Annotated in this window: 29 protein-coding genes and 1 riboswitch; of the genes, 15 read left to right on the plus strand and 14 right to left on the minus strand. The window is 69.9% G+C overall.

Translation table 11 applies throughout. The features are described 5' to 3' along the window. Nucleotides 1-62 precede the first annotated feature (62 nt). Nucleotides 63-377, minus strand: coding sequence for a hypothetical protein (locus ABZ937_RS26110; RefSeq protein ID WP_361695736.1), 315 nt, complete (start codon nucleotides 375-377; stop codon nucleotides 63-65). A 274-nt stretch (nucleotides 378-651) separates the two neighbouring features. On the opposite strand from ABZ937_RS26110, the gene rpsF reads away from it, so the two are divergent. From rpsF to rplI, 4 genes are all read left to right on the plus strand, one after another. Beyond that, nucleotides 652-942, plus strand: coding sequence for a 30S ribosomal protein S6 (gene rpsF, locus ABZ937_RS26115; RefSeq protein ID WP_014673750.1), 291 nt, complete (start codon nucleotides 652-654; stop codon nucleotides 940-942). An 81-nt stretch (nucleotides 943-1,023) separates the two neighbouring features. Next, complete coding sequence (locus tag ABZ937_RS26120) at nucleotides 1,024-1,608, plus strand: single-stranded DNA-binding protein (protein WP_361695737.1); 585 nt, start codon at nucleotides 1,024-1,026, stop codon at nucleotides 1,606-1,608. 57 nt (nucleotides 1,609-1,665) lie between these two features. After that, nucleotides 1,666-1,902, plus strand: coding sequence for a 30S ribosomal protein S18 (rpsR, locus tag ABZ937_RS26125; RefSeq protein WP_003949403.1), 237 nt, complete (start codon nucleotides 1,666-1,668; stop codon nucleotides 1,900-1,902). Between the two features lie 18 nt (nucleotides 1,903-1,920). Continuing rightward, a complete protein-coding gene (rplI, locus tag ABZ937_RS26130; RefSeq protein WP_189296665.1) occupies nucleotides 1,921-2,367 on the plus strand; it encodes a 50S ribosomal protein L9 in 447 nt (148 codons plus the stop codon). Nucleotides 2,368-2,505: 138 nt separating this feature from the next. Here the strand turns inward: rplI and ABZ937_RS26135 are convergent, their stop codons facing one another. Then, nucleotides 2,506-3,843: an MATE family efflux transporter gene (locus tag ABZ937_RS26135; RefSeq protein WP_361695738.1), complete on the minus strand. Its 1,338-nt coding sequence runs from the start codon at nucleotides 3,841-3,843 to the stop codon at nucleotides 2,506-2,508. A 481-nt stretch (nucleotides 3,844-4,324) separates the two neighbouring features. On the opposite strand from ABZ937_RS26135, the gene dnaB reads away from it, so the two are divergent. Together dnaB and ABZ937_RS26145 are read left to right on the plus strand one after the other, a co-directional pair. After that, a complete protein-coding gene (gene dnaB, locus ABZ937_RS26140) occupies nucleotides 4,325-5,803 on the plus strand; it encodes a replicative DNA helicase (protein ID WP_361695739.1) in 1,479 nt (492 codons plus the stop codon). Between the two features lie 72 nt (nucleotides 5,804-5,875). Next, nucleotides 5,876-7,261 (plus strand): serine hydrolase domain-containing protein, encoded by a 1,386-nt coding sequence (locus ABZ937_RS26145; protein ID WP_361695741.1) that lies wholly within the window; start codon nucleotides 5,876-5,878, stop codon nucleotides 7,259-7,261. Nucleotides 7,262-7,327: 66 nt separating this feature from the next. On the opposite strand, the gene ABZ937_RS26150 is transcribed toward ABZ937_RS26145, so the two are convergent. Together ABZ937_RS26150 and ABZ937_RS26155 are read right to left on the minus strand one after the other, a co-directional pair. Then, a complete protein-coding gene (locus ABZ937_RS26150) occupies nucleotides 7,328-7,780 on the minus strand; it encodes a GNAT family N-acetyltransferase (protein WP_361695742.1) in 453 nt (150 codons plus the stop codon). 9 nt (nucleotides 7,781-7,789) lie between these two features. Beyond that, nucleotides 7,790-8,248, minus strand: a complete 459-nt coding sequence (locus ABZ937_RS26155; RefSeq protein ID WP_361695743.1) for a MarR family transcriptional regulator — start codon at nucleotides 8,246-8,248, stop codon at nucleotides 7,790-7,792. Between the two features lie 143 nt (nucleotides 8,249-8,391). Here ABZ937_RS26155 and ABZ937_RS26160 point away from each other — a divergent pair, with 143 nt between their 5' ends. Continuing rightward, nucleotides 8,392-9,600, plus strand: coding sequence for an MFS transporter (locus ABZ937_RS26160; protein WP_361695744.1), 1,209 nt, complete (start codon nucleotides 8,392-8,394; stop codon nucleotides 9,598-9,600). A 101-nt stretch (nucleotides 9,601-9,701) separates the two neighbouring features. Beyond that, a complete protein-coding gene (locus ABZ937_RS26165; protein ID WP_361695746.1) occupies nucleotides 9,702-10,121 on the plus strand; it encodes a heme-binding protein in 420 nt (139 codons plus the stop codon). A 74-nt stretch (nucleotides 10,122-10,195) separates the two neighbouring features. Here ABZ937_RS26165 and ABZ937_RS26170 read toward each other — a convergent pair whose 3' ends face one another. Further along, on the minus strand, nucleotides 10,196-11,062 hold the full coding sequence (locus ABZ937_RS26170) for a GNAT family N-acetyltransferase (protein WP_361695747.1): 867 nt from the start codon (nucleotides 11,060-11,062) through the stop codon (nucleotides 10,196-10,198). A gap of 149 nt (nucleotides 11,063-11,211) precedes the next feature. Between ABZ937_RS26170 and ABZ937_RS26175 the strand changes: the two genes are divergently transcribed. Both ABZ937_RS26175 and ABZ937_RS26180 read left to right on the plus strand, forming a co-directional pair. Next, on the plus strand, nucleotides 11,212-11,844 hold the full coding sequence (locus tag ABZ937_RS26175; protein ID WP_361695748.1) for an HAD-IB family phosphatase: 633 nt from the start codon (nucleotides 11,212-11,214) through the stop codon (nucleotides 11,842-11,844). 511 nt (nucleotides 11,845-12,355) lie between these two features. Beyond that, nucleotides 12,356-13,507 (plus strand): globin domain-containing protein, encoded by a 1,152-nt coding sequence (locus ABZ937_RS26180; protein WP_361695802.1) that lies wholly within the window; start codon nucleotides 12,356-12,358, stop codon nucleotides 13,505-13,507. 41 nt (nucleotides 13,508-13,548) lie between these two features. On the opposite strand, the gene ABZ937_RS26185 is transcribed toward ABZ937_RS26180, so the two are convergent. The 5 genes from ABZ937_RS26185 to ABZ937_RS26205 all read right to left on the minus strand — a co-directional run bounded on the left by ABZ937_RS26185 (nucleotide 13,549) and on the right by ABZ937_RS26205 (nucleotide 17,335). Continuing rightward, the gene (locus ABZ937_RS26185; RefSeq protein WP_184967877.1) at nucleotides 13,549-14,031 is read right to left on the minus strand and encodes an NUDIX hydrolase; all 483 of its coding nucleotides are present in this window, start codon (nucleotides 14,029-14,031) and stop codon (nucleotides 13,549-13,551) included. An 88-nt stretch (nucleotides 14,032-14,119) separates the two neighbouring features. Next, nucleotides 14,120-15,025 carry a LysR family transcriptional regulator gene (locus ABZ937_RS26190; RefSeq protein ID WP_361695749.1) on the minus strand — a complete coding sequence of 302 codons (906 nt, stop codon included), beginning with the start codon at nucleotides 15,023-15,025 and terminating at the stop codon, nucleotides 14,120-14,122. 237 nt (nucleotides 15,026-15,262) lie between these two features. Next, complete coding sequence (locus ABZ937_RS26195; protein ID WP_361695750.1) at nucleotides 15,263-16,411, minus strand: cystathionine gamma-lyase; 1,149 nt, start codon at nucleotides 16,409-16,411, stop codon at nucleotides 15,263-15,265. Next, on the minus strand, nucleotides 16,408-16,950 hold the full coding sequence (locus tag ABZ937_RS26200) for a low molecular weight protein-tyrosine-phosphatase (protein WP_361695751.1): 543 nt from the start codon (nucleotides 16,948-16,950) through the stop codon (nucleotides 16,408-16,410). Before ABZ937_RS26200 ends, ABZ937_RS26195 begins: the two co-directional genes overlap by 4 nt. 7 nt (nucleotides 16,951-16,957) lie before the next feature. After that, nucleotides 16,958-17,335 carry a phage holin family protein gene (locus ABZ937_RS26205; protein WP_361695752.1) on the minus strand — a complete coding sequence of 126 codons (378 nt, stop codon included), beginning with the start codon at nucleotides 17,333-17,335 and terminating at the stop codon, nucleotides 16,958-16,960. Nucleotides 17,336-17,439: 104 nt separating this feature from the next. Between ABZ937_RS26205 and ABZ937_RS26210 the strand changes: the two genes are divergently transcribed. From ABZ937_RS26210 to ABZ937_RS26225, 4 genes are all read left to right on the plus strand, one after another. Beyond that, nucleotides 17,440-17,757 carry a cupin domain-containing protein gene (locus tag ABZ937_RS26210; RefSeq protein WP_361695753.1) on the plus strand — a complete coding sequence of 106 codons (318 nt, stop codon included), beginning with the start codon at nucleotides 17,440-17,442 and terminating at the stop codon, nucleotides 17,755-17,757. A 131-nt stretch (nucleotides 17,758-17,888) separates the two neighbouring features. Beyond that, a complete protein-coding gene (locus ABZ937_RS26215) occupies nucleotides 17,889-18,101 on the plus strand; it encodes a DUF5326 family protein (protein WP_356118675.1) in 213 nt (70 codons plus the stop codon). Between the two features lie 474 nt (nucleotides 18,102-18,575). Further along, nucleotides 18,576-19,310 (plus strand): IclR family transcriptional regulator C-terminal domain-containing protein, encoded by a 735-nt coding sequence (locus tag ABZ937_RS26220; RefSeq protein WP_361695803.1) that lies wholly within the window; start codon nucleotides 18,576-18,578, stop codon nucleotides 19,308-19,310. Between the two features lie 97 nt (nucleotides 19,311-19,407). Next, nucleotides 19,408-19,845 carry an SsgA family sporulation/cell division regulator gene (locus tag ABZ937_RS26225; protein WP_361695754.1) on the plus strand — a complete coding sequence of 146 codons (438 nt, stop codon included), beginning with the start codon at nucleotides 19,408-19,410 and terminating at the stop codon, nucleotides 19,843-19,845. A gap of 94 nt (nucleotides 19,846-19,939) precedes the next feature. On the opposite strand, the gene ABZ937_RS26230 is transcribed toward ABZ937_RS26225, so the two are convergent. Beyond that, complete coding sequence (locus tag ABZ937_RS26230) at nucleotides 19,940-21,361, minus strand: YibE/F family protein (RefSeq protein WP_361695804.1); 1,422 nt, start codon at nucleotides 21,359-21,361, stop codon at nucleotides 19,940-19,942. Between the two features lie 80 nt (nucleotides 21,362-21,441). Beyond that, nucleotides 21,442-21,619, plus strand: a riboswitch (TPP riboswitch). Here ABZ937_RS26230 and thiC point away from each other — a divergent pair. Continuing rightward, nucleotides 21,612-23,396, plus strand: a complete 1,785-nt coding sequence (gene thiC / locus ABZ937_RS26235; RefSeq protein WP_361695755.1) for a phosphomethylpyrimidine synthase ThiC — start codon at nucleotides 21,612-21,614, stop codon at nucleotides 23,394-23,396. Its footprint overlaps the riboswitch before it by 8 nt. Before the next feature lie 96 nt (nucleotides 23,397-23,492). Here thiC and ABZ937_RS26240 read toward each other — a convergent pair whose 3' ends face one another. The 3 genes from ABZ937_RS26240 to ABZ937_RS26250 form a co-directional block, all read right to left on the minus strand. Further along, complete coding sequence (locus ABZ937_RS26240; RefSeq protein WP_361695756.1) at nucleotides 23,493-24,356, minus strand: hypothetical protein; 864 nt, start codon at nucleotides 24,354-24,356, stop codon at nucleotides 23,493-23,495. Nucleotides 24,357-24,536: 180 nt separating this feature from the next. Beyond that, nucleotides 24,537-25,622, minus strand: coding sequence for a metallophosphoesterase (locus ABZ937_RS26245; RefSeq protein ID WP_361695757.1), 1,086 nt, complete (start codon nucleotides 25,620-25,622; stop codon nucleotides 24,537-24,539). Between the two features lie 264 nt (nucleotides 25,623-25,886). Then, complete coding sequence (locus tag ABZ937_RS26250; RefSeq protein WP_361695758.1) at nucleotides 25,887-26,999, minus strand: LacI family DNA-binding transcriptional regulator; 1,113 nt, start codon at nucleotides 26,997-26,999, stop codon at nucleotides 25,887-25,889.

Genomic DNA, 26,999 nt, shown 5'->3' on the forward strand with positions numbered 1-26,999 from the left:
GCCGAAGCCTACTGCGCCTTGTGAGCGCCCCGACTGGCCGTACGGCCCTTGGCCCGGCGGAGTCAGCCGAAGAGTCCGCCGAACAGGCCGCCGTGAGCCATGCCGATCATGAAACCGACCCCCGCGGCACCGAGGCCCAGGATCAGGCCGAACCGCTCCCGCGTGGTCACCGAGATCCACTGTCCGTAGATGCCGACGAGAAGCCCCACCAGGCCTGTCCATGAGGTCAGCAGGTGGAGGCCGTGGAAGAAGGACGTGATGAAGGACAGGAGGCCGAGGACGAGCGTGACCGCCGTCAGGGCGTCCTGAAGCGGACGGGTCTTGCCGTCCGTGGCGAAGAGGGAACCGGCGACGTTGGGATGCATTGCCTGTGCCATGGGCACCTCCTGCGGAAGGCGGCGGATAGTAGCGCCGTACACACCCGACGTGTACAGAGTGACGGTGTTCACGGCCGGATTTCAACCGGAAGCGGGTGTGCGGGTAGTCTGTACCCTCTGCACCGGTGTCTGCCCACGCCTGCCCAGGTAACACTGCGGGGATTCCTCAGAGGCCCCCCGACTGTCAGTGGCGGCCGATACCGTTGCGTACGCATCACGACCCTCCTGCCACGGAACGACCGTGGCCGCTGAGTCCAAAGGAGGTGGGTTCCACATGCGTCACTACGAGGTGATGGTCATCCTCGACCCCGATCTGGAGGAGCGCGCTGTCTCCCCCCTGATCGAGAACTTCCTCTCCGTCGTCCGCGATGGCGGCGGCAAGGTTGAGAAGGTCGACACCTGGGGCCGTCGTCGTCTCGCCTACGAGATCAAGAAGAAGCCCGAGGGCATCTACTCGGTCATCGACCTGCAGGCCGAGCCCGCGGTCGTCAAGGAGCTCGACCGGCAGATGAACCTGAACGAGTCGGTCCTCCGGACCAAGGTCCTCCGCCCCGAGACCCACTGAGCTCTCCCGCTCAGCTGATCTCGGGATTCGAGTAGCAGCAACCAAGCAGCCAGAGCAGCAAACCCGCCGAGAGGTTCCCCCATGGCAGGCGAGACCGTCATCACGGTCATCGGCAATCTTGTCGACGACCCCGAGCTGCGCTTCACCCCGTCCGGTGCGGCGGTCGCGAAGTTCCGTGTCGCGTCCACTCCCCGCACCTTCGACCGCCAGACGAACGAGTGGAAGGACGGCGAGAGCCTGTTCCTGACCTGCTCGGTCTGGCGCCAGGCGGCGGAGAACGTCGCCGAGTCGCTCCAGCGAGGCATGCGCGTCATCGTGCAGGGCCGGCTGAAGCAGCGGTCCTATGAGGACCGGGAGGGCGTCAAGCGCACGGTCTACGAGCTGGACGTCGAGGAAGTCGGCCCCAGCCTGCGCAATGCCACGGCCAAGGTCACCAAGACCGCCGGCGGTGGCGCTCGCGGTGGCCAGGGCGGTTACGGCGGCGGTGGCGGCCAGCAGGGCGGCGGCTGGGGCGGTGGCCCCGGTGGCGGCCAGCAGGGCGGCGGCGCTCCGGCCGACGACCCGTGGGCGACCGGCGCTCCCGCCGGTGGCGGCCAGCAGGGTGGCGGCGGCTGGGGCGGAGGCTCCGGCGGCGGTGGCGGCTACTCGGACGAGCCCCCCTTCTAGGCCTCCGGGCCGAGGGCGGGTCGTACCCAAACTTCTTGATCACACAGGAGAAACACCATGGCGAAGCCGCCTGTGCGCAAGCCGAAGAAGAAGGTCTGCGCTTTCTGCAAGGACAAGGTCACGTACGTGGACTACAAGGACACGAACATGCTGCGGAAGTTCATTTCCGACCGCGGCAAGATCCGTGCCCGCCGCGTGACCGGCAACTGCACGCAGCACCAGCGTGACGTCGCCACGGCCGTGAAGAACAGCCGTGAGATGGCGCTGCTGCCCTACACGTCCACCGCGCGCTAAGGGAAGGGTGACCGACTCATGAAGATCATCCTCACCCACGAGGTCTCCGGCCTCGGTGCCGCTGGCGACGTCGTCGACGTCAAGGACGGTTACGCTCGCAACTACCTGATCCCGCGGAAGTTCGCTATCCGCTGGACCAAGGGTGGCGAGAAGGACGTCGAGCAGATCCGTCGTGCTCGCAAGATCCACGAGATCCAGACCATCGAGCAGGCCAACCAGGTCAAGGCTCAGCTTGAGGGCGTGAAGGTCCGTCTGGCCGTCCGCTCCGGCGACTCCGGCCGTCTCTTCGGTTCCGTCACCCCGGCCGACATCGCGTCCGCGATCAAGGCTTCCGGTGGCCCCGAGGTCGACAAGCGCCGCATCGAGCTGTCCGCTCCGATCAAGACCCTGGGCGCCCACGAGACGTCCGTGCGTCTGCACCCCGAGGTTGCCGCCAAGGTCAACATCGAGGTCGTCGCGGCCTGATTGCCGTGTGATCGCTGTGCTCGCTTGAGCCGGTGAAAGGGGCCGCACCCTTCAAGGGTGCGGCCCCTTTCCCATGACCGAGACGGCCACCTGGGCATGTTTCACGTGAAACGGTCAGCGTGGATGCACGTGAAACGGTCAGCGGGTCGCGCCTGTCACGATCCAGCGGCCCGACCGGGTCCGCAGCCACAGCGTCAGCAGGCGGATCGTCATCATGAACGTCATCGCTGCCCAGAGTGCCGTGAGGCCGCCGCCGAGCACGGGGATGAGCAGGGCTGCCGGAGCGAACACCACCAGAGTGACGACCATGGCACCGGCCAGATACGGGCCGTCGCCCGCGCCCATCAGGACTCCGTCCAGGACGAAGACGATCCCGCAGACGGGCTGCGACAGCGCCACCAGCAGCAAGGCCGGCAGTGCGGCGTCCTTCACCACGGAGTCGCTCGTGAACAGCGGCAGGAAGAGTGGCCGGGAGGCCACCACGAGCAGGCCCAGTACGACACCGGCCGCGATGCCCCAATGGATCATGCGGCGGCAGGCTTCGCGTGCGCCCCGGGCATCGTTCGCACCGAGGTAGCGGGCGATGATGGCCTGCCCCGCTATCGCTATCGCGTCGAGCGCGAAGGCCAGCAGACTCCACAGGGACAGGACGATCTGGTGCGCGGCGATGTCGGCGTCACCGAGACGGGCCGCGACCGCGGTGGCGATCATGAGAATCGCCCGCAGGGACAGGGTGCGGATCAGCAGGGGAACGCCGGCCTGGGCCGAGGCCCGGATACCGGCGGCGTCCGGCCGGAGAGAAGCGCCGTGCCGGTGGGCCCCGCGGACGACCACGGTCAGGTAGACGGCCGCCATACCGCACTGCGCGATGACCGTGCCCCAGGCCGAACCGGCGATGCCGAGTCCGGCGCCGTAGACGAGGCCCACGTTGAGGCCGGCGTTGGCGACGAAGCCCCCGACCGCGACATAGAGCGGGGTCCTGGTGTTCTGCAGACCGCGCAGGACCCCGGTCGCGGCCAGGACGACGAGCATGGCCGGGATGCCCAGGGCGGAGATACGCAGATAGGTGATCGCGTAGGGAGCCGCGGTCGTGGAAGCGCCGAACAGGTCCACGATGCCGGGGGCCAGCGGCAGGACGACGGCGATGACGGCGATGCCGAGGAGCAGCGCCAGCCAGATGCCGTCCATGCCCTGCCGGATGGCCGCCGGGAGATCGCCGGCGCCGACGCGGCGGGCCACGGCGGCCGTCGTGGCGTAGGCGAGGAAGACGAAGACGCTCACGGCGGTGGTGAGGAGCGCTGAGGCAACACCGAGACCGGCAAGCTGGGCGGTTCCGAGATGGCCGACGATCGCACTGTCCGCCATGACGAAGAGAGGCTCGGCGACGAGTGCACCGAAGGCCGGAACGGCCAGCGCGACGATCTCTCGGTCGTGCCGCCGCCGGGTGGCCTTGGGGATCTCTGGAGCCTGTGTCATGAGCATCAATGTAATCGTCCACAGGTAAGAGATGCAATCGATCAGTGGTCCTTACTTTGCGTCTCGGAGCGCGCCCTTTCGGGCACCGTTCGATGCGAACTTGGCCCGACTGGGGAAGTTTTTCTTCTGCACAGCCGGTGGATCACAAAGGTGCTGGTCAGCGGCTTGCTCATGACGAGATCGAGGGCTTGTTCACAGGGCTGTCCACCGCGTCGTGCACAGGTTTCGCCGAGTTCTCCACAGCATCTGGGCGGTCGTCCACATGGCCTGTGGATAACCAGATTGGCTGACGGTGCCGACGGGCCTACCGTTGTCCGGCGCCCGCTCCTCTTCCCGGCCCGGCAAGCGTCCTTCTTCCGGCTCGGGAATCGTCACAAACCCGACGCGCAAGAACCGGAGTTGGGCCTCTCATTTGTCAGTGTCGTGCCGTACAAAAGAGGACACGGCGAGGTCCGCCGCGCGGACGGGAGGAGGTGGCTCGGTGAGCATTTCCGAGCCCTTGGACGATCCGTGGGCCGAAGCCGGGCCCAGTGATCGTCTGCCGGCCTCCCGTCGGCGGAGCGACGGCGGCCGAGGTCGTGACGAGCAGCACGACCGGGGCCGGGAGAACGGCGGCTGGGACGGCGGAGGGTCGTCCTTCGAGCGGGTGCCGCCGCAGGACCTGGACGCCGAGCAGTCGGTGCTGGGCGGCATGCTGCTGTCCAAGGACGCCATCGCCGACGTCGTCGAGATCCTCAAGGGCCACGACTTCTACAAGCCCGCCCACGAGACGATCTACCAGGCCATCCTGGACGTCTACGCCAAGGGCGAGCCGGCCGACCCGATCACCATCGCGGCCGAGCTCACCAAGCGCGGCGAGATCAACAAGGTCGGCGGCGCCGCGTATCTGCACACCCTCGTCCAGACCGTGCCGACGGCGGCCAACGCCGAGTACTACGCCGAGATCGTCCACGAGCGGGCCGTCCTGCGCCGCCTGGTCGAAGCCGGTACGCGCATCACGCAGATGGGATACGCGGCCGACGGAGACGTGGACGAGATCGTCAACAGCGCCCAGGCCGAGATCTACGCCGTCACCGAGCAGCGCACCAGCGAGGACTACCTCCCGCTCGGCGACATCATGGAGGGCGCCCTCGACGAGATCGAGGCGATCGGCTCGCGCAGCGGCGAGATGACGGGCGTGCCCACCGGGTTCACCGACTTCGACTCGCTGACGAACGGGCTCCACCCGGGGCAGATGATCGTCATCGCCGCCCGTCCCGCCATGGGTAAGTCGACCCTCGCACTGGACTTCGCGCGGGCCGCCTCCATCAAGAACAACCTTCCGAGCGTCATCTTCTCGCTCGAAATGGGCCGCAACGAGATCGCGATGCGTCTGCTGTCCGCCGAGGCCCGAGTCGCTCTGCACCACATGCGGTCCGGCACGATGACCGACGAGGACTGGACACGGCTCGCCCGCCGTATGCCGGACGTGTCGGCCGCACCGCTGTACATCGACGACTCCCCGAACCTGTCGATGATGGAGATCCGGGCCAAGTGCCGGCGGCTGAAGCAGCGCAACGACCTGAAGCTGGTCGTCATCGACTACCTCCAGCTGATGCAGTCCGGTGGCTCCAAGCGCGCCGAGAGCCGTCAGCAGGAGGTCTCGGACATGTCCCGTAACCTCAAGCTGCTCGCGAAGGAGCTGGAGATCCCGGTCATCGCGCTCTCCCAGCTGAACCGTGGTCCCGAGCAGCGCACCGACAAGAAGCCGATGGTCTCCGACCTGCGTGAGTCCGGCTCCATCGAGCAGGACGCCGACATGGTCATCCTGCTGCACCGCGAGGACGCGTACGAGAAGGAGTCTCCCCGTGCGGGCGAGGCCGATCTGATCGTCGCCAAGCACCGAAACGGTCCGACGGCCACCATCACGGTCGCGTTCCAGGGCCACTACTCCCGTTTCGTGGACATGGCGCAGACCTGATCCGCAGGTCACGGTCACGGGCGCGCGGGCAATTGATTCGACGCCCGCCGCCGTAACCGGTGGACTGGGCCCATGACGACAACTCAGGAAGCCCTGCTCCCCGGCACCCGCCGCGCTCTGCTGCACCGGATCGCCGTCGCGCAGGCCGAGGGACGGGCGCCGTCGCTGGTCGCTGCCGTCGTGCGGGACGGCCAGGCTGTGTGGCACGGGGCGCGGAGCTCAGTGGACGGACACGCGCCGGACGAGACCGTGCAGTACCGGATCGGGTCCATCACCAAGACCTTCACCGCCGTACTGGTGATGCGGCTGCGCGACGAGGGCCTGCTCGATCTCGGTGATCCGCTGGAGAAGCATCTGCCGGGCACCGGCGCGGGGGAGGCGACGATCGCCGAACTGCTCGCCCATACGGCGGGGTTGGCGGCGGAGTCGCCCGCGCCCTGGTGGGAGCGGACGCCCGGCTCCCTGCGCCCCGAGCTGAGCGATGTGCTCGGCGAGCAGCCCCTGCTGCATCCCGTCGGCCGGCGCCACCACTACTCCAACCCCGGCTACACCGTGCTCGGCGCCCTGGTCGAGGAGCTGCGCGGCGCGCCCTGGGAGGAGGTGCTGCGCTACGAGATCCTGGAGCCCCTGGGTCTGCACCGGACGAGCGCCCAGCCCGAGCCCCCGCACGCGGGCGGCTGGGCCGTGCATCCGTGGGCCGACGCGATGCTGCCCGAGCCGTTGGAGGACCTGGGCCGGATGGCTCCGGCCGGCCAGCTCTGGTCGACCACCGGGGACCTGGCGCGATTCGCCGCGTTTCTGGCCCGGGGCGACGACCGCGTCCTGAGCGCGGAATCGGTACGGGAGATGCGCACCCCGGCGGCGCCCGCCGAGGCCGCGGACGTGGTGGACGGGGTCACGTACGGCCTGGGCATGCAGATTCAGCGTCGTGACGGCCGGCTGCTCGTCGGGCACTCCGGTTCGCTGCCGGGCTTCCTGGCGAACCTCACCATCAGTGTGGAGGACGACGTGGCCGCGGTGGTGCTCGCCAACTGCACCAGTGGACCGTGGCTGGGTGCCGTGGGAGCGGATCTCGTGCGGATCGTCGCCGAGGCGGAACCACGCATCCCCGAGCCCTGGAAGCCCCTGCGCGAGGTCGATCCGGCGGTGCTGGAGCTGGTGGGGCAGTGGTACTGGGGCACCCACGCCTTCGGTCTGCGGGCGACCGTCGACGGCCTTGTCTCGCTGGCACCGCTGTCCGGTGGCGGCCGCAGGGCCCGCTTCCGCCCGAACGGCGACGGCACCTGGACGGGGTTGGAGGGCTATTACGCGGGTGAGCTGCTGCGTCCCGTACGGCGACCGGACGGGTCCGTGAGTCACCTCGACCTCGGCTCGTTCGTGTTCACCCGGCAGCCGTACGACCCCGAGGCCCCGGTGCCCGGTGGGGTGGACCCGGAGGGGTGGCGGGGTATCGGCTAGCCCGTAGCCGGTCTGGGGGTGTGTTTCACGTGAAACACACCCCCAGACACACCCCTTGTTCCAAGGTCAGAGCGGGAGCTTGAAGCCCTCGTGCGAGGCGGTGAAGCCCAGCCGCTCGTAGAAGCGGTGGGCGTCGGTGCGTGTCTTGTCCGACGTCAGCTGCACCATCCGACAGTCGAGCTGCCGGGAGGTGTCGATCGCCCACTCGATCAGCCGACCGCCCAGCCCGCTGCCCCGTTCGTCGGCGTGGATGCGCACGGCCTCGATGAGCGCGCGGGTCGCCCCCTTGTGCGAGAGCCCCGGGATGATCGTGAGCTGGAGGGTTCCGATCACGCGGCCGTCCCGTACGGCGACGACGACATGCTGGTTCGGATCGGCGGCGAGGCGCTCCAGCGCGGTCCGGTACGGCGTCAGATCGTCGGGTGACTCGCGCTGGGCGCCCAGCGGATCGTCGGCGAGCATCGCCACGATCGCCGGGAGATCGTCGGCGGTCGCGGCACGTATTTCAAGATCTCCCATGCCCGCACCCTATGCGGGCACGTTCAGCGACTCCACCACGCGGACCAGCGGGGCCAGTTCGGGGTTCTTGGCGGCGTCGTCCAGGGCCTCGCGCAGAGCGGTGTCGTTGGTGGGCCGCGCCTCCTCCAGCAGCCGCAGGCCCGCCTCGGTGACGTTGGTGTAGATGCCGCGCCGGTCGGTGGGGCACAGGTAGCGCTCCAGCAGGCCGCGGTCCTCCAGTCGGGACACCAGGCGGGTGGTGGCGCTCTGGCTGAGCACGACCGCGTCGGCGACCTGCTTCATCTGCAGATGCCCGCCCTCGCCCTCGTGCTGCCTGCTGAGCACGTCCAGCAGCGAGTACTCCCGGACGCTCAGCTCGTGCCCGGCCTGCAGGGCGCGCTCGATGTGCGCCTCGATTCTCCCGTGCAGCGCAGAAAGGGCGCACCAGCCCTGGGCGAGGGCGGTGAGTGCGGGGTCCGTCGCTGTCATTGGCGTTTTCCTCCGTCCCGGAGCGGCTGAATCAAGGGTAGAGCACGTCCGCAATAGTCGGCGGTTGCACTTAGCCCGCGTCTGCAACTATTGTGGACACACGCAAAGCGCTCCTGCAATCATCTGGGAAGGTGTACCCCCACATGCCTCTCGCGCTTCTGGCCCTCGCGATCGGGGCCTTCGGAATCGGAACGACCGAGTTCGTGATCATGGGCTTGCTGCCCGAGGTCGCGGGCGACTTCGGGGTCTCCATCCCCACGGCGGGCCTGCTCGTGACCGGCTACGCGCTCGGCGTGGTCATCGGTGCCCCGCTGATGACCGTGCTCGGCACCAAGGTCCCGCGCAAGCGGATGCTGATGCTGCTGATGGGCCTCTTCATCGCCGGCAACCTGCTCTCCGCCCTGGCCCCGAACTTTGCGGTCATGCTGATCGGGCGGGTGATCGCCTCGCTCGCCCACGGTGCCTTCTTCGGCATCGGCTCGGTCGTCGCGGCCGAGCTGGTCGCACCGGACAAGAAGGCCGGCGCCATCGCCATGATGTTCACCGGTCTGACCGTGGCCAATGTCATCGGCGTGCCGCTGGGCACGCTCATCGGACAGAGCGTCGGCTGGCGCGTCACCTTCGGCATCGTCGCCGCCCTCGGCGTCGTCGGTCTGGCCGGCATCGCCAAGCTCGTTCCCGAGCTGCCGCGCCCGGAGGGTGTCCACCTGCGGCACGAGCTGGCCGCCTTCAAGAACGCCCAGGTCCTGCTCGCCATGGCGATGACCGTTCTCGGCTTCGGCGGTGTCTTCGCGGCGATCACCTACATCGCGCCGATGATGACCCACATCGCCGGGTTCGCCGACGGCTCGGTCACCTGGCTGCTGGTCCTGTTCGGTCTCGGCATGGTCGGCGGCAACCTGATCGGCGGCAAGTTCGCCGACCGCGCCCTGATGCCGATGCTGTACGTCTCCCTGGGCGCCCTGGCCGTCGTCCTGGCCCTCTTCACGCTCACCGCCCACAACAAGATCGCGGCTGCGGTCACCATCGCACTGATCGGTGCCCTGGGCTTCGCCACCGTGCCGCCGCTGCAGAAGCGCGTCCTCGACCAGGCGCACGGGGCCCCGACTCTCGCGTCGGCCGTGAACATCGGCGCCTTCAACCTGGGCAACGCCCTGTCCGCCTGGCTCGGCGGCCTCGTGATCGCGGCCGGCTTCGGCTACACGGCCCCCAACTGGGTCGGCGCCGCCCTCGCCGCCGCCGCTCTGGTCCTCGCCTTCCTCTCCGCGGCCCTGGAGCGCCGTGACGGTGCGCGCGACACCGTGGTCGCCTCCGGAACGCCGGCAGTGCAGCGGACTCCCGTCCACCACTGACCCACTCGGCCCTCGGGCACCGCAACCCCACAGACGCCCGTGCCGGGGCCTTCCCCGGTACGGCAAGTACCCACCACAGCACCATCCAAGGAGACACCTCCATGAGCACCACCGCCGTCGCCCCGCTCACCACCGAGGACGCCGAGCTGCTCGTCACCACGGCCCGCCGGGCGGCCGAGGAGGCCGGAGTCACCGTCAGCGTCACCGTCCTGGACGCCGGCGGCCACCTGCTCGCCTTCCGCCGGGACGACCGGGCCGTGCTGATCTCCGGCGAGACCAGCACCCGCAAGGCCTACACGGCTCTCCAGCTGAACGCGCCCACCGCCGACCTCGTCGACGCCGTCCAGCCCGGCGGCCTCTTCCACACGCTGCCCACGGCCCTCGACCGGCCCCTGCTGTTCATCGCGGGCGGTATCCCCGTCCACCGGGACGGCCGGCTGATCGGTGCGATCGGTGTCGGCGGCGGCGCGCCGGAGCAGGACCACGGCTTCGCCACCACGGCTGTGCAGGCGCTCGCCTGAGCCCGCAGCCCCCACCCCATGGCGCCGGCCCTGCCGCTTCGAAGCGGCAGGGCCGGCGTGTGTCGTACGAGAGCTCAGCCCGCGGCGACCGTCAGCGGTGCGAAGCGCCGGGTCCAGTCCCCCGGCAGGTCCGTGATGCCGTAGGTCATCACGGCGTTGAACGCCACGGAGGCCAGCCCCCGTTCCTTCGCCCAGGCCAGCAGCTCCTCGTGGCGCACGTCGATGTCGGTGCGCAGGGGGCGGTCCGTACGAGCCGCCAGCGAGGCGACGAGCGCCTTGGCTGTCTCCGTGTCCCGGGCGATCAGCGGGCCGACGACATGGGTGTCCATGTTGGGCCACGCGGCCGTGTAGCCGATGAGCCGGCCGTCCTCCTCGGCCACCCGCAGCTGATCGGCGAAGGCGGGCAGCCGGGTGATGAAAGGTGTGCGGTCGCTACCGAACACCTCCTCGTCGAGACGCAGGATCGCCGGGAGGTCCTCCGCGGTGGCAGCACGCGTGACGACCCCGGAAGCCGGACCGCCGGGGGTGAAGCGGCCCATCAGCATCTCCGCCCGCCCGGTCACCTTGAAGCCCAGCTCCTCGTAGAGAGGGCGGCCGTACGGCGTGGCGTGCAGGGTCAGCGGAGTCGTGCCCATGGTCGACACGACATGCCGCATCAAGCGGCGTCCGACACCCCGGCGGGCGTGGCGTTCGGCCACCAGAACCATACCGATGGCGCCGAGATCCGGCCGCCCCCACGCGCCGTACTCCGTGACCACGCATGCGGCGACAAGACCGCCTTCGGGGTCATCGATACCGAAGCCCTTCCCTGCCGTGAGGAGGAAGCCCCACTTGTGCTCCTCGCGTGGCCACCCCCGGTCTTCGGACAGGTCGGCGCAGGCAGTGAGATCGCGAAGCGTCAGGCGGCGGATGGGCAGTGCGGCGAGGGAAGGAGTTGGCACGCAGGTCAGGCTGTCCGATCGGCACCCTCACCGTCCACCTGTTTCGATGCAGACGCACGTGCTTTTGGTCATCTCGTGGCCAGGCGCACAGGCCAAGGACAGCTAGAGGTGTTTCACGTGAAACATCGACAGTCCACTAGCCTCGGGCCATGGCGAGACTTCATCTCTTCGATCTCGACGGCACATTGCTGCACGGAACCACCGCGCCAGTGGAGATTTCCCGCCAGTTGGGCCTGGAGGCCGAGACGGTGGCGCTGGACCGCGCGATCGCGGAGGGACGGATCGGTCCGCCGGAGTACGCGGCGCAGGTGTACGACCTGTGGGCGGACCTGACCGAGGCGCATGTGCGGGCCGCATTCGAGGCGGCTCCCTGGCTGGCCCGGATCCGCGAGGTCTGGGCGGAGATCAGAAGCGCGGGTGAATACTGCGCGGTGGTGTCTCTCTCGCCCTCGTTCTTCGTGGAACGCCTCCTCGACTGGGGCGCCCACGCGGCGCATGGATCCCGCTTCCCGGCTGTGCCGTTCACCGAGCCCGTGGACCCGTCCGGGGTGCTCAGCGCCGCAGCCAAGGTGACCATCGCGGACCGGCTCTGCGAGGAGTTCGGTGTGGCACGAGCGGACTGCGTGGCGTACGGCGACTCGTCGTCGGACAAGGAGCTGTTTGCTGTCGTACCGGTTTCCGTGGCGGTCAACGCCGATGCCCACCTGGCCGGACTCGCGACCCACTCCTATACCGGACGGGACCTGTGGGAGGCGTATGAATTGGTTGGACCCACGCGGTAGTTGACAAACCCCACTCTGCGCACCGTGCTTGCCTCGTGAGCGAGGAAGGGGGGACTTGTGTGCGCGGCATCGGCCGGTAGGGTCGACTCCGGTTCACGTCCGGGATGGGGCACACGCATTCCGTGCGGGCCGAGAGCAGGGCACGCAGCCTAACGGGACGGAGAGAACGAAGAACCGCGTTTCCGGGTTCGCGACCGCGGCAGCCGATCGGGATGAGAGGCTGCGCGCTGCGGCTGGCCGCCCGCCGGGGGAAAGCATGCGCCTTCCGAGGAGGAAGGTGCGCAGACCGACCGAAAGATGTTCGAGGCGAGGGCACACCATGGACGCTCCGACCACCACGTCGGGGGAGAACGACATGTCGGGCGGGGACGGCTGGTTCACACCGCGCAAGGTGACATCGACTCCGCCGCCCGACGGTGATCCGGAGACGCACGAGGGCCGCACGCCGCCGACGCTGCGGCCGGTGCAGGACGGCACCGGTGTCCGACGGGATGACGTGGACCCGTTGCGGATGCCCGCCCAGCGCTCGCTCCCGGCCGCCGAGGAGGGCTCTCCGGACGCCCTTCTCATCCGCGGCACGATGACCGAGATCGGGCCCGTCGCCGACAAGGTGACCTCCTACTTCTACGCTCTCCTCTTCGTCCGTCACCCCGAACTGCGGCCGATGTTCCCGCCCGCGATGGACGTCCAGCGGGACCGCCTGCTGAAGGCTCTGCTCACGGCGGCGGAGCACTTCGACAACACTCCGGTCCTCGTCGACTACCTGCAGAATCTGGGCCGTGGACACCGCAAGTACGGGACGCGTGCCGAGCACTATCCAGCCGTGGGCGAATGCCTCATCGGAGCGCTGAGCAGGTACGCCTCCGCCGTCTGGAACCCGGAGACCGAGGCCGCCTGGGTGCGGGCCTACACGACGATCTCCCAGGTCATGATCGACGCGGCGGCGGTGGACGAGCTGCGGGCTCCGGCCTGGTGGCAGGCCGAGGTCGTCACGCACGATCTGCGCACGCCCGATGTCGCGGTCCTCACCGTCCGCCCCGACCAGCCCTACCCCTTCCTCGCGGGCCAGTACACGAGCGTGGAGACCCCCTGGTGGCCCCGCGTGTGGCGGCACTACTCCTTCGCCTCCGCGCCCCGCTCGGACGGACTGCTGACGTTCCACGTGAAGGCCGTCCCGGCCGGCTGGGTGTCCAACGCCCTGGTGCACCGCGCCCGGCCCGGGGACGTCATACGCCTCGGCCCGCCGGCCGGCTCGATGACCGTCGACCACAGCACCGACAGCGGACTGCTCTGCCTGGGCGGCGGCACCGGGATAGCGCCCATCAAGGCCCTGGTGGAGGACGTCGCCGAGCACGGCGAACGCCGCCCGGTCGAGGTGTTCTACGGGGCGCGGACCGACCACGATCTGTACGACATCGACACCATGCTCAGGCTTCAGCAGAGCCACCACTGGCTGTCGGTCCGCGCGGTCATAGACCAGCAGGCCCATCTCCAGCTTCCCGACGCCATACGGGCGTACGGTCCGTGGAACGAGTACGACGCCTACCTCTCCGGTCCGCCCGGAATGATCCGCAGCGGTCTCCACACCCTCCGGGACGTCGGCGTCCCGCCGAGCCGCATACGGCACGACTCGGTGGAGGATCTGCTCGTCGGCGTGGACTGACCTCGCTCACGCGAGGTCTCGTCGGTGCGGACCGGCTCTGCTCATCCGAGGTCGGGGGCGTGCATGGCGCGTACCCCTTCGATGTTCCCGTCCAGGTAGTGGCGCAGGGACAGCGGGACGAGATGGACGGAGGCGATGCCGACGCGGGTGAACGGGACGCGGACGATCTCGTACTCACCGGCCGGCTCTTCCACTTCGGGGCCATGGCGCAGCGCCGGGTCCATGGACTCCAGTCGGCAGACGAAGAAGTGCTGCACCTTCACTCCGGTCGCGCCTCCGTCCTCGCCGATGTGCTCCACCGTGTCCACGAAGCACGGCACCACATCGGTGATCTTGGCGCCGAGTTCCTCGTACACCTCCCGGTGCAGGGCATCCACGACGGTCGAGTCCCCGGGTTCGACTCCGCCACCGGGGGTGACCCAGTAGGGATCGACACCGGGCTTGGTGCGCTTGATCAGGATCAGGTCGTCACCGTCCAGGAGAACGGCACGGGCGGTGCGCTTGACCACGGGTCGGACGGTCATGGGAGAAATGTGGCCCGGCTGGTTCCACGTGAAACATCGCAAAGCGCCACGACGCGACCGCAGTGCGTGCATCTCCGGGCGGACGGGGTCAGCTCCAGGCCGTGGCAGCGTGCTGGAGCCACTCATAGGCCCGCGCGACAGGGGGCATGGCGAGCGTGCCGGTGCGCACCACCAGGAAGTACGTACGCAGCGGCGGCACCGGCGGATCGTGCAGGGTGACGATCGCGCCCTCGTCCAGGGCCGGAGCGCACAGATACCGGGGCAGCACCGCCAGTCCGGCCCCGGCGACGGCGCAGGAGAGCACGGCCCGCAGGTCGGGAGTGATGACCGTGCCCGTGGCGGCCGGGCGGGAGTCGAAGACGGAGGCCCAGTAGCGCGAGACGAACGGCAGCGACTCGTGGACCTCGACGACGGGCAGGTGCTCCAGGGCCGGCGCGCCCTTCAGCCGCAGGGCGTCCGAGTCGATCCGCTCCGCCCAGTGCGGGGATGCGACCAGTACATGCTCCTCGTCGCAGAGCGGGGTGGCGGTGAGCAGGGCCCCGCGCGGCCGGGCCGTGCTGATGGCCAGATCGTGGTGGCCGCTGGCCAGCCCGTTCAGCGCCTCCTCGGCCGTCCCGAAGGACGCGCGCAGTGCGAAGCCCTGGCCATCGTCGCCGGTCAGCTCGGTGAGAGCGGGCAGGGCACGTTCGGCGGTGAACTCCGGGGGGCCGGCCAGGTGCAGCGTCCGTAACGAGGACTCGTCGTCCAGACCGCTCTCCGCTATCTCCACCAGGGCGTCGAGATGCGGCGCGGCCTTGTGCGCGAGTTCGTCGCCGATGGTCGTCGGGATCACCCCGCGCGCCTGGCGCAGAAACAGGGGCCTGCCCAGCTGGCGCTCCAGCGTGCGGATCTGTGAGGTGACGGCGGGCTGGGAGAGGCCGAGCAGGGCGGCGGCGCGGGTGAAGGAGCCGGCCCGGTGCACGGTGACGAAGGTCCGCAGCAAGGCCAGATCCATGGCATGCCCTCCCCGGTCCCTGCCCTCCTCGCCCTCCTCCGGCTCCCGGGCAGGCACCAACTATAAATATGTCGATAGGTCTCTGTCGCTACTGTGATTGGACACTGACGCAGAGTCAACTAGCCTGGTTCGCGCGGTGTTTCCCCCGGGAAAGCCGCAGACGGTCCGAGCCACGAGGGGGGAGGCTCGGACCGTCGTCCGTCTGACACGCAGCAGGTCGCAGGCGCGCCGTCCGGCTCAGTCGGCGGACTCGTCCAGAGCACGCAGGACGTCGGCCACCAGGTCCTCGGAGTCCTCCGCGCCGACGGACATGCGGATGAAGCCCTCGGAGACAGCGTCCCCGCCCCAGCGGCGGCGGCGTTCGGCCGTGGACCGCACCCCGCCGAAGCTCGTCGCGTCCTCCACCAGGCGCAGGGCCGCGAGAAAGCGCTCGGCACGCGCGCGCGTGGGCAGCGTGAAGGAGACGACACAGCCGAAGCGGCGCATCTGCGCGGAGGCGGTCCGGTGCGCGGGGTCGTCGGGCAGGCCCGGGTAGCGCAGGCCGGAGACCTCGGGCCGCTGCCGCAGTGCCTTCGCGACGGCGAGCGCGGTGGCGTTCTGCCGGTCGACGCGCAGCTGGAGCGTGGCGATGGACCGGTGCGCGAGCCATGCCTCCATGGGCCCGGAGATCGCGCCGACGATCTTGCGCCAGCGGCGTACGGCGGCCATCGCCTCCGCGTCGCGGCCGGTGACGTACCCCAGCAGGACATCGCCGTGCCCGGTGAGCTGCTTGGTGCCGCTGGCCACGGAGAAGTCGGCGCCCAGCTCCAGCGGGCGCTGCCCGAGCGGGGTGGCGAGGGTGTTGTCGACGGCGACCAGGGCGCCACGCGCGTGTGCCGCCTCCGCCAGCCGCCGGATGTCGCAGACATCGAGCCCAGGGTTCGACGGCGACTCGATCCACAGCAGCCGCGCCCCGTCGAGCAGCTCCAGCTGGGCGTCGCCCCCGGTCGGCGCGGTGCGCACCTCGATGCCGTACGCCTCCAGCTGGGCGCCGACCAGTGGCAGCGCCTGGTAGCCGTCGGACGGCAGCACGACCGCGTCCCCGGCGCGCAGCTGCGAGAACAGCACGGAGGAGATCGCCGCCATCCCGGAGGCGAACACCAGCGTCTCGACGTCCTCCCGCCCGGGCGCCTCCAGCTCGGTGACGGCCCGCTCCAGCAGCGTCCAGGTCGGGTTGTCGTCACGGCCGTACAGGTACGGTCCCGTCGCCTCGCCGGGCAGATGGAAGTGCGCGGCGAACACCGGTCCGGGCAGGGTCGGCTCGTGCTTGACCGGCTCGGGCAGGCCCGCCCGTACCGCGCGCGTGCCGTCGCCGGTGCGGCCCTCGTCCCGCGCGGCGTCGCTCATGCGACCCGTCCCTCCAGTTCTTCCCGTACGGCGGCGAGCAGGCCGGTGCTCGCCGCCTCCACCATCTCAAGGCACTCCTCGAAGCCGTCCCGGCCCCCGTAGTACGGGTCCGGTACGTCGAGGTCGTCGCCGGCGCATTCGGAAAGGGCGTGCCAAGCACTCGCCGAGGAATGGTGGTCGGGCGACGGGCGGGCGTAGGAGCGGAGCAGGCGGATCTTGCGGGCGTCCTCCTCGGTGGGAGCCAGGCGGCGCAGGGCCCTGAGATGGCCGGCGTCGAGGGCTATCACGAGGTCGAGGCGGGCGAACCACGACGGCTCGAACCGGCGGGCGACGTGCTCGCTGTCGTAGCCGCGCTCCTCCAGGACCGAGACCGTGCGCGGGTCGGCGGGCTCCCCCTCGTGCCAGCCGCCGGTACCGGCGCTGTCGGCCGTCACCAGGTCCGCCAGCCCGGCCTCCGCCACGCGCGCGCGGAAGACGGACTCGGCCATCGGGGAGCGGCAGATGTTGCCGGTGCACACGAAGCAGACGCGGTAGGGCATGGCGGGCTCAGTCCTCGTCGGGCAGGACGACGTGCAGCGCCCAGGAGACGACGGACACGATCAGACCGCCGACGACGGCCGTCCAGAAGCCCTCCACGTGGAAGCTCAGGTCGAGCTTGTCGCACACCCAGGAGGTCAGCAGCAGCATCAGCGCGTTCACGACCAGGGTGATCAGGCCCAGGGTCAGAATGAAGAGCGGGAAGGTCAACACCTTCACGATGGGCTTGACCAGCCAGTTCACCAAGCCGAAGATCAGCGCGACGACGATCAGCGTGCCGGCCTTCTTGGCGGTGCTGTCACCGGTGAGGGTGATCTTGTCGAGCAGCCACACGGCGACCGCCAGGGCGCCCGCGTTGGCGATCGTCTTGACTACGAAATTCTTCATGTGTCTGATCGTGGCAGACCGGACGGCCACTGGCGGGGTCGAGGGCGAGCGGGACGACGGCGAGCAGTGGAACAGCGAGCAGCGAGGCGAGGGCGGCAGCGGCGATGAAGGCATTCCGGCTGGACGAACTGGAGGCGGAACGCGCCGCCAACGAGGGCGCCTACCTGCAGTTCCTGCGCGAGCGGAACATGTCGGTCGGCCTGTACGCCCTCAACGCCGGCGAGCACGACCCGCAGAAGCCGCACAACCAGGACGAGGTGTACTTCGTGGTCAGCGGCCGGGCCGCCATCACGGTCGGTCTGGAGACGACCCAGGTGGCGCGCGGCAGCGTCGTGTACGTGCCCGCCGGGGTGGCCCACAAGTTCCACCACATCAGCGAGGATCTCAGGGTGCTCGTCGTGTTCTCTCCGCCCGAGGCGTGAGCCGGGACCCCGGGGTTCCCTAGGGGACGCGTCAGGGGAGGACAAGGGATGCGATGCCCCCGCAAAGGCCCCCCGCGGCCCTAGCATCGAGTGCGGAACATCGACAACGCATGAGAACGAAGGACGAGGCGATGCGAGAGATCTTCGCGGGGCTGCCGTGGTGGGTGAAGTGGGTCGCGGTGCCGGTCATCGCCCTGGTCGTGTTCGGTGGCCTGATAGCGACCGTGGTCGGCTTCGTGATCGGCCTGCTGTTCAAGGCGCTGGTCTTCGTCGCCCTCGTCGGCGGACTGATCTACGTCGTGCGCAAGTTCATGGGGAACTCCTCGTCGCGCAGCGACTGGTGAGGCGTCCGGGAGCCGGTGTCAGGTGACGGGAGCACCGGTTCCCTCGGGCGGGGGAAGTTTCCCCGGGGGGCCGTCTGCACGCGGTGCGGACGGTTAAAGTCCGGAACTCTCCACGGGGTCCGGCCCCGTGGGTGGCGCAGACCCCTCCGTGCTCTTCCTTCGCACGGGCTGCCCCTCGCGCTTCGGGAGTGACCCTTGGCCACGGTTGACACCGCACCGGCAGAATCCCACGCACCCCCCACCACCCCACCGCGCTCCTGCGCATCCCCCGGCCGACCGGCTCCCCTGGCCGTCCCCGGCCAAGTGCAGGCACGCACAGAGAACCTTCCCGGCCCTGCGGCTGCGACTGACCTTCCCGGCCCCCGGCCCGCGGCGGACCTCTCCGGCCCTCCGCCTGCCGGGGACCTCTCCGGCCCTCCGCCCTCCGCCCGTCGGCCGGAACCACCGGCCGCCGCCGGATCCAACGCCACGCTCATCGGATCCGTCCAGCGCGCCATGCGCCTGCTGGAGACCGTCGCCGCGCACCCCTACGGCGCCCCGGCCAAACAACTCGCCCGCGAGACCGGCCTCGCGCTGCCCACGGCGTACCACCTGTTGCGCACTCTGGTGCACGAGGGCTATCTGCGGCGGGAGAAGGGACTGTTCCACCTCGGCGACGCGACAGAGCGGCTGGCCCGCAGCGGAGCGCAGCAGAAACGTCGCAGCGCGGTGGCGGACACGCTTGCGCACTGGTGCGATTCCCTCGGTGTGCCGGTGTACTACGCGCTGTACCGGGACGGGGAGATCGAGGTCATGTGCGTCTCCGACTCCCGTCAGGCGCCCGCGGTCGAGGAGTGGGCGGACTTCCGCGAGACCGGCCATGCGCACGCGATCGGGCAGTGCCTGCTCTCCCAGCTGGACGAGGACGCGCGACGCGACCATCTCGCCCGGTATCCCGTGCAGCCCCTCACTCCGTACACCGTGCGGGACAACGACGCGCTGCTGCGCCGGCTGGCCCGGATGCGGCGGATGGAAACCGCGGTGGAGCGTCAGGAGTACGCGGTCGGGACGGTCTGCGCGGCGATCCCGATCACGGTCGGTACCACCGCGGCCACCATGGCCATCTCCCTCCCCGCCCATCAGGCGGACCGGCTGCTTCCCGCGGCCCAGCGGCTGCAGGCGGAGATCGGGCGGCACCTGGGGGCTCTCGCGCTCTCTATCAGTATCTGAAATCTTACTCCTTGTGATCTGCCGTGTACGTTCAGCAAGATTTGACCACGGTCAGAGGGATCAATCCCGGCCAGTCGATGTCATATCGGGGTAGGCGATGCGCGAGTCCGTACAAGCAGAAGTCATGATGAGCTTTCTCGTGTCGGAGGATCTCTCCTTCCGTATCCCGGTGGAGTTGTGCTACGAGACAAGTGATCCCTATGCCGTGCGGCTCACCTTTCATCTGCCCGGTGATGCCCCGGTGACCTGGGCCTTCGGGCGGGAGCTGCTGATCGACGGGGTCGGCCGCCCGTGCGGGGAGGGCGATGTGCGCATCGCCCCCGCCGATTCCGAGGTGCTGGGCGAGGTGCTGATCCGGCTTCAGGTCGGTGGCGACCAGGCCCTGTTCCGCTCGTCGGCGCCACCGCTCGTGGCCTTCCTCGACCGCACGGACAAGCTCGTGCCGCTCGGTCAGGAGGGTGCGCTCGCTGATTTCGACGCCCATCTCGACGAGGCTCTGGACCGCATCCTGGCCGAGGAGCAGAGCGCCGGCTGAAGCGTTACGGCAAGTGACACTGGACGCTCCGCCGTGCCACGTGGAACCGTGCAGGAACGCTTCTGCAGGGGGCGGGCGCCCGCCCCCGCCGCACTCACCGCTTCCGGCGCCGCCCCCGCCCGCCCCGCGCGGGCGCGGGCTGGGCCCCGGCCGGCGCCCTGCCGTCCGGGCCGGGCCGGTCGGCCGACACGACCAGCGCGGCCAGCGCCGTGGTGACCGGGACCGAGGCGACCAGACCGATCGAGCCCACCAGCGTGCGCACGATCTCCTCGGCCACCAGCTCGCTGTTGGCCACGGTCCCGACGCTGCTCTGCGCGATCGAGAACAGCAGCAGGAGCGGCAGCGCGGCACCGGCGTAGGCGAGCACGAGCGTGTTGACCACGGACGCGATGTGGTCGCGGCCGATGCGGATGCCCGCCCGGTACAGCCCGCGCCAGCCCATCGAGGGGTTGGCCTCGTGCAGTTCCCAGACCGCCGACGTCTGGGTCACCGTCACATCGTCCAGGACGCCGAGCGAACCGATGATGACGCCGGCCAGCAGCAGACCGCTCATGTCGATCGACGGGTACAGGCCGTGGATCAGGCCGGTGTTGTCGTCCGTGTTGCCGGTCAGCGCGGCCCAGCCGATGAACAGTGAGCCGAGCACACCGATCAGCAGGAGCGAGATCAGCGTGCCGAGCACCGCCACCGACGTACGGGCCGACAGTCCGTGACACATGTACAGCGCGATCAGCATGATGGCGCTCGATCCGACCACGGCCACCACCAGCGGGTTCGCCCCCTGCAGGATCGCCGGCAGGATGAACAGCGTCAGCACCAGGAAGCTCACGGCCAGCGCGATCAGCGCCATGACACCACGCAGCCGGCCCACCACGACCACGGCCACGGCGAAGATCCCCGCGAGCAGCGACATGGGGAACTGCCGGTTCACATCGGTCACCGCGTACTGCAGTTCCTTGGGGGCCGAGGGCTCGTAGGCGACCACGACCTTCTCGCCCTGGTGCAGTTGCCGCGACTGGTCAGGTTGCACGACCTCGGTGAAGGTACGGCCCTTGTCCTTGCCGGTGTCGACCCGGACGGTCGCTTTCTTGCAGGTGCCGTTGGCCTCCTGCTGCGCCGATGTGCCTTCGGCGGTGGAGGTGTCCCCGGTCGGGGGGACGCCGGAGGCGTTCACCGACTTGCAGCTGACCTCTACGACCCGGGTGACCGTTGCCTGCTGGGTCTGCCGGTCGAAGCCGACGCCGGTGCGCTTGTGCGACGGTGCCTCTCCGGGCCAGAGCACCACGAGCCCGACCAGGACCGCCGCGGTGAAGGGGACCAGGATCGCGGCGATGACCTTGCGCAGGTGCTTGGAGACGGGGGCGGCGGGGCCGTGACTGTGAGTGTGGCCGTGCGAGTGCCCCGGCCCGTGCCCAGGTTCACGGCCGCCCTCAGGGGCTCCGTGGCCGTGTCCGACGCCTTCGCCCGAGCCCGCTCGGCGGAGCGGCTCGGGCGGCTGGTGGGGGTACTGCTCCATCCTGGTCACCGCCCGATCATCGCAAGAACGGTGGGGGCCCACTGTTCACCGCGCCACAAATAACGCTAGCGTGGAGGCACCTTTGCACACGCGGGAGCTCGGAGCACCGGGCTGAGAGGGCGCTGACCTCCGTAGACGCGATGTTTCACGTGGAACGAGCGATGTTCCACAGGAAACGTCGGCAGACGGAATCCGCTGCGTCGACCGCCGAACCTGTTACCGGGTAATGCCGGCGTAGGGAGTAGGTCTCATGACCAACAAGGACGCACGCACGCCTGCCTCCGTTCAGGACGAGAAGTCCCAGGAGGCCGGGAAGTCCATCGGCTGGCACAAGGCGTACGTCGAGGGCTCGCGCCCCGACATGCGGGTGCCGGTCCGCCAGGTGCACCTCACCAACGGGCAGTCGGTCACGCTGTACGACACATCGGGCCCGTACACCGATCCACTCGTCGACACGGACGTCCGCAGGGGCCTGGCGCCGCTGCGGGACAACTGGATCATCGCCCGCGGCGACACCGAGGAGTACGCGGGCCGTCCGGTTCGTCCCGAGGACGACGGGATCAAGCACACCTCGCCGCGCGGCGGGCTGCGGAACCTGGACGCGGTCTTCCCCGGACGCCCGCGCCAGCCGCGACGGGGTCGCGGTGGCCAGGCGGTGACGCAGCTCGCGTACGCCCGCCGAGGCGAGATCACGCCGGAGATGGAGTACGTGGCCATCCGGGAGAACGTTTCGCCCGAGGTGGTCCGCGAGGAGATCGCGGCGGGCCGGGCCGTGCTCCCGGCCAACGTCAACCACCCGGAGATCGAGCCGATGATCATCGGCAAGCGGTTCCTGGTGAAGGTGAACGCCAACATCGGCAACTCCGCGGTGACGTCCTCCATCGAGGAGGAGGTCGAGAAGATGACCTGGGCGACCCGCTGGGGCGCCGACACGGTCATGGACCTGTCCACCGGCCGGAACATCCACACCACCCGCGAGTGGGTCCTGCGCAACTCCCCCGTGCCCATCGGCACGGTGCCGCTCTACCAGGCCCTGGAGAAGGTCGACGGCAGGGCCGAGGACCTGACCTGGGAGATCTACAAGGACACCGTCATCGAGCAGGCCGAGCAGGGCGTGGACTACATGACCGTCCACGCGGGCGTCCGGCTGCCGTACGTCCCGCTCACCGCCAACCGCAAGACCGGCATCGTCTCGCGTGGCGGCTCGATCATGGCCGCGTGGTGCCTGGCGCACCACAAGGAATCGTTCCTGTACGAGAACTTCGAAGAGCTGTGCGAGATTCTCGCCGCTTACGACGTCACGTACTCGCTGGGCGACGGCCTGCGCCCGGGCTCGATCGCGGACGCCAACGACGAGGCGCAGTGCGCGGAGTTGAAGACGCTCGGGGAACTCAACCGCATCGCCAAGCGTTTCAACGTACAGACGATGATCGAGGGCCCCGGGCACGTCCCGATGCACAAGATCAAGGAGAACATCGACCTTCAGCAGGAGATCTGCGATGAAGCTCCGTTCTATACGCTCGGCCCGCTGACCACGGACATCGCGCCGGCGTACGACCACATCACCTCCGGCATCGGTGCCGCGATGATCGCCTGGTGGGGCACGGCGATGCTCTGCTACGTCACGCCCAAGGAGCACCTGGGCCTGCCCAACCGGGACGACGTCAAGACCGGCGTCATCACCTACAAGATCGCCGCGCACGCCGCGGACCTCGCCAAGGGGCACCCCGGCGCGCAGGAGTGGGACGACGCGCTGTCCGACGCCCGCTTCGAGTTCCGGTGGGAGGACCAGTTCAACCTCGCCCTGGACCCGGACACGGCACGGGAGTTCCACGACGAGACCCTGCCGGCCGAGCCCGCCAAGACGGCCCACTTCTGCTCCATGTGCGGTCCGAAGTTCTGCAGCATGAAGATCTCGCAGGACATCCGGCGGGAGCACGGTGGCAGCCGGGCCGAGATCGAGCAGGGCATGGCACAGAAGTCGAAGGAGTTCGCGGCTGCCGGCAACCGGGTGTATCTGCCGATCGCCGACTGACTCGCGCACGGTGAACTCGCCGCGCCGGCCGTCCCGTAGGCGGGCGGCTGGGGCGGCACGGGGGCATGAGACGGGGCTGCTCGGAGCAGGGCCCGGTCACTCGGGCCGGTGCTCCGGGCCGCCGAAGTCGGGGCTCGTGTAGTCGGGGCTGGTGTAGTTCGGGCGGCCGGACGCGGCGCCGTCGTCGGGGCTGCTGAAGCCTGGGCGGCCGTAGCCCAGGCGCGGTATGCGACCGGTCGGGGCGGGTGGGGCCGTGTGGCGCACGGCGGTGGGGCCGGGCTCGGCCAGTGCCTCCCGGAGGAACGGCAGGATGCCGCGCTCCAGCAGAGCGTTCCGCCATGCCTCCCGGGCCCTGGCCAGCTCCTCGTGCGCCGTGTCCCGTGCCCGGGCGTCCGCCGGATCGCTGTTGCGCAGGGCGGTGAGCAGCAGCCCGACGGCCGCGACGAGGATCGCCGCCGCGGTGATGGCACCGAACACCCAGCCGGTGGTGAGCATGGTCCGGGCGAGGGTGTGCCCGGGGTCCAGCATCTTCAGGATGTAGCCGACGAGCAAGAAGATCATCGCGGCCGTTCCGGAGAGGACGGGAGCCAGGACGGCGATGACCGCGATGGCGCCCGCGCCGGTGCTCTCGGCGGCTTCGCCGAGGGTGGTGGCGAGGTCCGCGGCGGCCGGATCCGGGGCGAGGGCATCGGAGTTGTCGGCCGCGGGCGGGACGGACAGCGCCGGGTGGCGCAGCTCGTCGCGGACCCTGACGTAGTGCTGGTACTCGGCCGCCGCGGCTGCCGTGATCAGGGCGGAGGCGTTGAGCGCCATGGTGCGCAGTTGTTCGGCGTTGAGCCGCTGTCCGACAGCGGCCAGTTCCGGTCGGTGTGGTGCGGAGCGCAGCGCCTCATCGAGGAGCCGCTCGAATTCCTGGCGGTCCTCGCTCTGCAGGTGCTGCGGAACGCTGTTCATGTGCATCCCCCGATGCTCCGTAGGGCTTGGGGCTCGCACGCCGGCGAGCCGTCGGGCAGAAACGGAGGGGAGCCTGCTACGGATAAGCCGATGGTAGAGCCGTGACGGCGCACGGTGACAGGGGTTGCCGGAAATTGCGTGCCGACCTGGGTGTACGCAGCCGGAGGGCGCCTGCCCGCGGAACGGTCAGATATCCAGGGGGAGTTGCCGGACCAGTAGCTTTCCGGCCATGGTCACGCCGCCGTCCATGGCGATGGCGAGCCCGTCGGCGTAGATGTGCGGTCCCTCGACGACCGGGCCGGTTCCCTCCTCGCCGTCCTCGGAGCCGACTTCGCCGAGGAGGTAGGGAATGGGGCTGTGCCCGTGAACGACCCGGGTGCCGCCGTACGTATCGAGGAGGGAGCGCACGGCGTCGGCGCCGCCCTCGTCCCGGAAGGAGAAGCGCTTGGTGAACTTGCGGAACAAATCCCAGACCTCGTCCGCGTCGTTGCGGGTCAGAGTCTCGCGGACGGTGTCGTTGACCGCTTCGATGGAGTCGCCGTAGTCGAGATAGGCGGTCGTGTCGGAGTGGATGAGCAGATAGCCGTCGACCTCCTCGACGGCGTCGAGGCGGGCCATCCACTGCAGATGGTGGTCCTGGAGGCGGTCCATGTCGGTCTTCTGGCCGCCGTTGAGCAGCCAGGCCGCCTGGAAGGTGGCGGTGCCCGCGCCGGAGTTGACGGGCGTGTCGCCGAACCGCTTGGCGCCGAGCAGCAGCAGCTCGTGGTTGCCCATGAGGGCCTTGCAGTAGCCGCCTGCCGCGGCGGCCTCGGCGGACAGCCGCATGACCAGGTCGATGACACCGATGCCGTCCGGGCCGCGGTCGGTGAAGTCGCCGAGGAACCACAGCCGGGTGGTGCCCGCGCACCACTGGCCCGAGGCGTCGATCAGGCCCTGCGCCCGCAGGGCGGCCACCAGCTCGTCCAGGTAGCCGTGGACGTCGCCGACGACGTAGAGCGGTCCGGGCCCGGTCGCGGGCTGCGGTGCCGGGGAGGCGGGGGCAGGGGCGGGCTCGACGGGGACCTGGAGGGTGTCGCCGCGGTTGATGACGGGCAGGTCGCGCTGGGTGGGGGTGTAGCCCTCGGGGTACGCCTCGTCGGCGGCCGGGACGGCGTTGCCGGGGTGGACGCTACGGACGTACGGACCGGTCTCGTGGACGTACGCGGGTACCCGGAAGTCGCGCAGCGTCGCCGTCCGCTCCGCCTCGGGTCCCTGACCGGCCCCCTGAGTCATCAGACCCCTCCACCATCGCGCCGCATCTGAACCGCTTCGGACTGCCTGGTCGCAGCGGTCCGCGGTGTCGTGGGCCCATCATAGGAATGCGCGTCGCGCCGTGTGATGACCCAGGGGTGGTGAATCGGAACAAGACTCCAGTTCACCGCGGCTTTCGCCCCGTTTGGGCAGATGTTCGACCAGCTGTCGGCCGGCCGAGCCCTCGGCCGGCCGGTCTCCGTGCCGCACCGGCCGGGCCCGTACCGGCCGATGCGGCGAGCGGCGCTACTTGTCGTCCGGTGTCCGCGGCGGGCTGACCGTCGTGCGCGGGGACCGCCGCTGCGAGGAGGTGCGCACGATCAGTTCGGTCGGTATCACCTGCTCGACCGGCTGGTCGGACTCGACGCCCTCGATGGCGTCGATGAGGAGCTGGACGACGGCGGTGCCGATGCGGCGCGGCTTCAGCGAGAGCGTGGTGATGGGCGGCTCGGTACTGGCGTACACGGTGGACTCGCTGCAGCACACCAGCAGCAGGTCGTCGGGGACGCGGAGGCCGTAGCGGCGGGCGGCGGCGAGCAGGTCGGTGCCGTTGGGGTCGAACAGCCCGTAGACCGCGTCGGGCCGGTCGGGGCGGGCGAGCAGCCGGTCGGCGGCGACGGCGCCCGCGCACGGGTCGTGCGCCGGGTAGGCCTCGTAGACCGGGTCCTGGCCGACCCGGTCGCACCAGCGCAGGTAGGCGGTGGTCGACAGGTGGGTGTACGTGTCCGTCGAGGTGCCCGTGAGCAGGCCGATGCGGCGGGCGCCGGCGTCGGCGAGGTGGTCGAGGATGCCGAGCACGGCGGCCTCGTGGTCGTTGTCGACCCAGGCGGTGACGGGGAGGGAGCCGGCCGGGCGGCCGTCGGAGACGACGGGCAGGCCCTGCCGGACGAGTTCGCTGACCACCGGGTCCTGGTCGGAGGGGTCGATGACGACCGTGCCGTCCAGGGCGACGTTGGACCAGACGTCATGGCGGGAGGTCGCGGGGAGAATGACCAGGGCGTAGCCGCGGGCGAGCGCGGCCGAGGTGGCGGCCCGGGCCATCTCGGCGAAGTATGCGAACTCCGTGAAGGTGAAAGGTTCATCCCCGTACGTCGTCACGGTCAGGCCGATCAGACCCGACTTGCCGGTACGGAGGGTGCGGGCGGCGGCCGAGGGTCGGTACCCCAGCCGGTCGGCGACCTCGCGGACATGGCGCCGGGTGGCATCCGGGAGCCGGCCCTTGCCGTTGAGAGCGTCGGACACGGTCGTGATGGAGACCCCGGCGGCGGCGGCGACGTCTCTGATGCCCGCCCGACCCGGCCGGCTGCCTCGACGTGAGGTTTCCGCGCGGCTCACCTGGTGCTTCCCTGCTGCTGTCAT

The organism is Streptomyces sp. NPDC046727 (genome assembly GCF_040645635.1).
Lineage (GTDB): Bacteria > Actinomycetota > Actinomycetes > Streptomycetales > Streptomycetaceae > Streptomyces.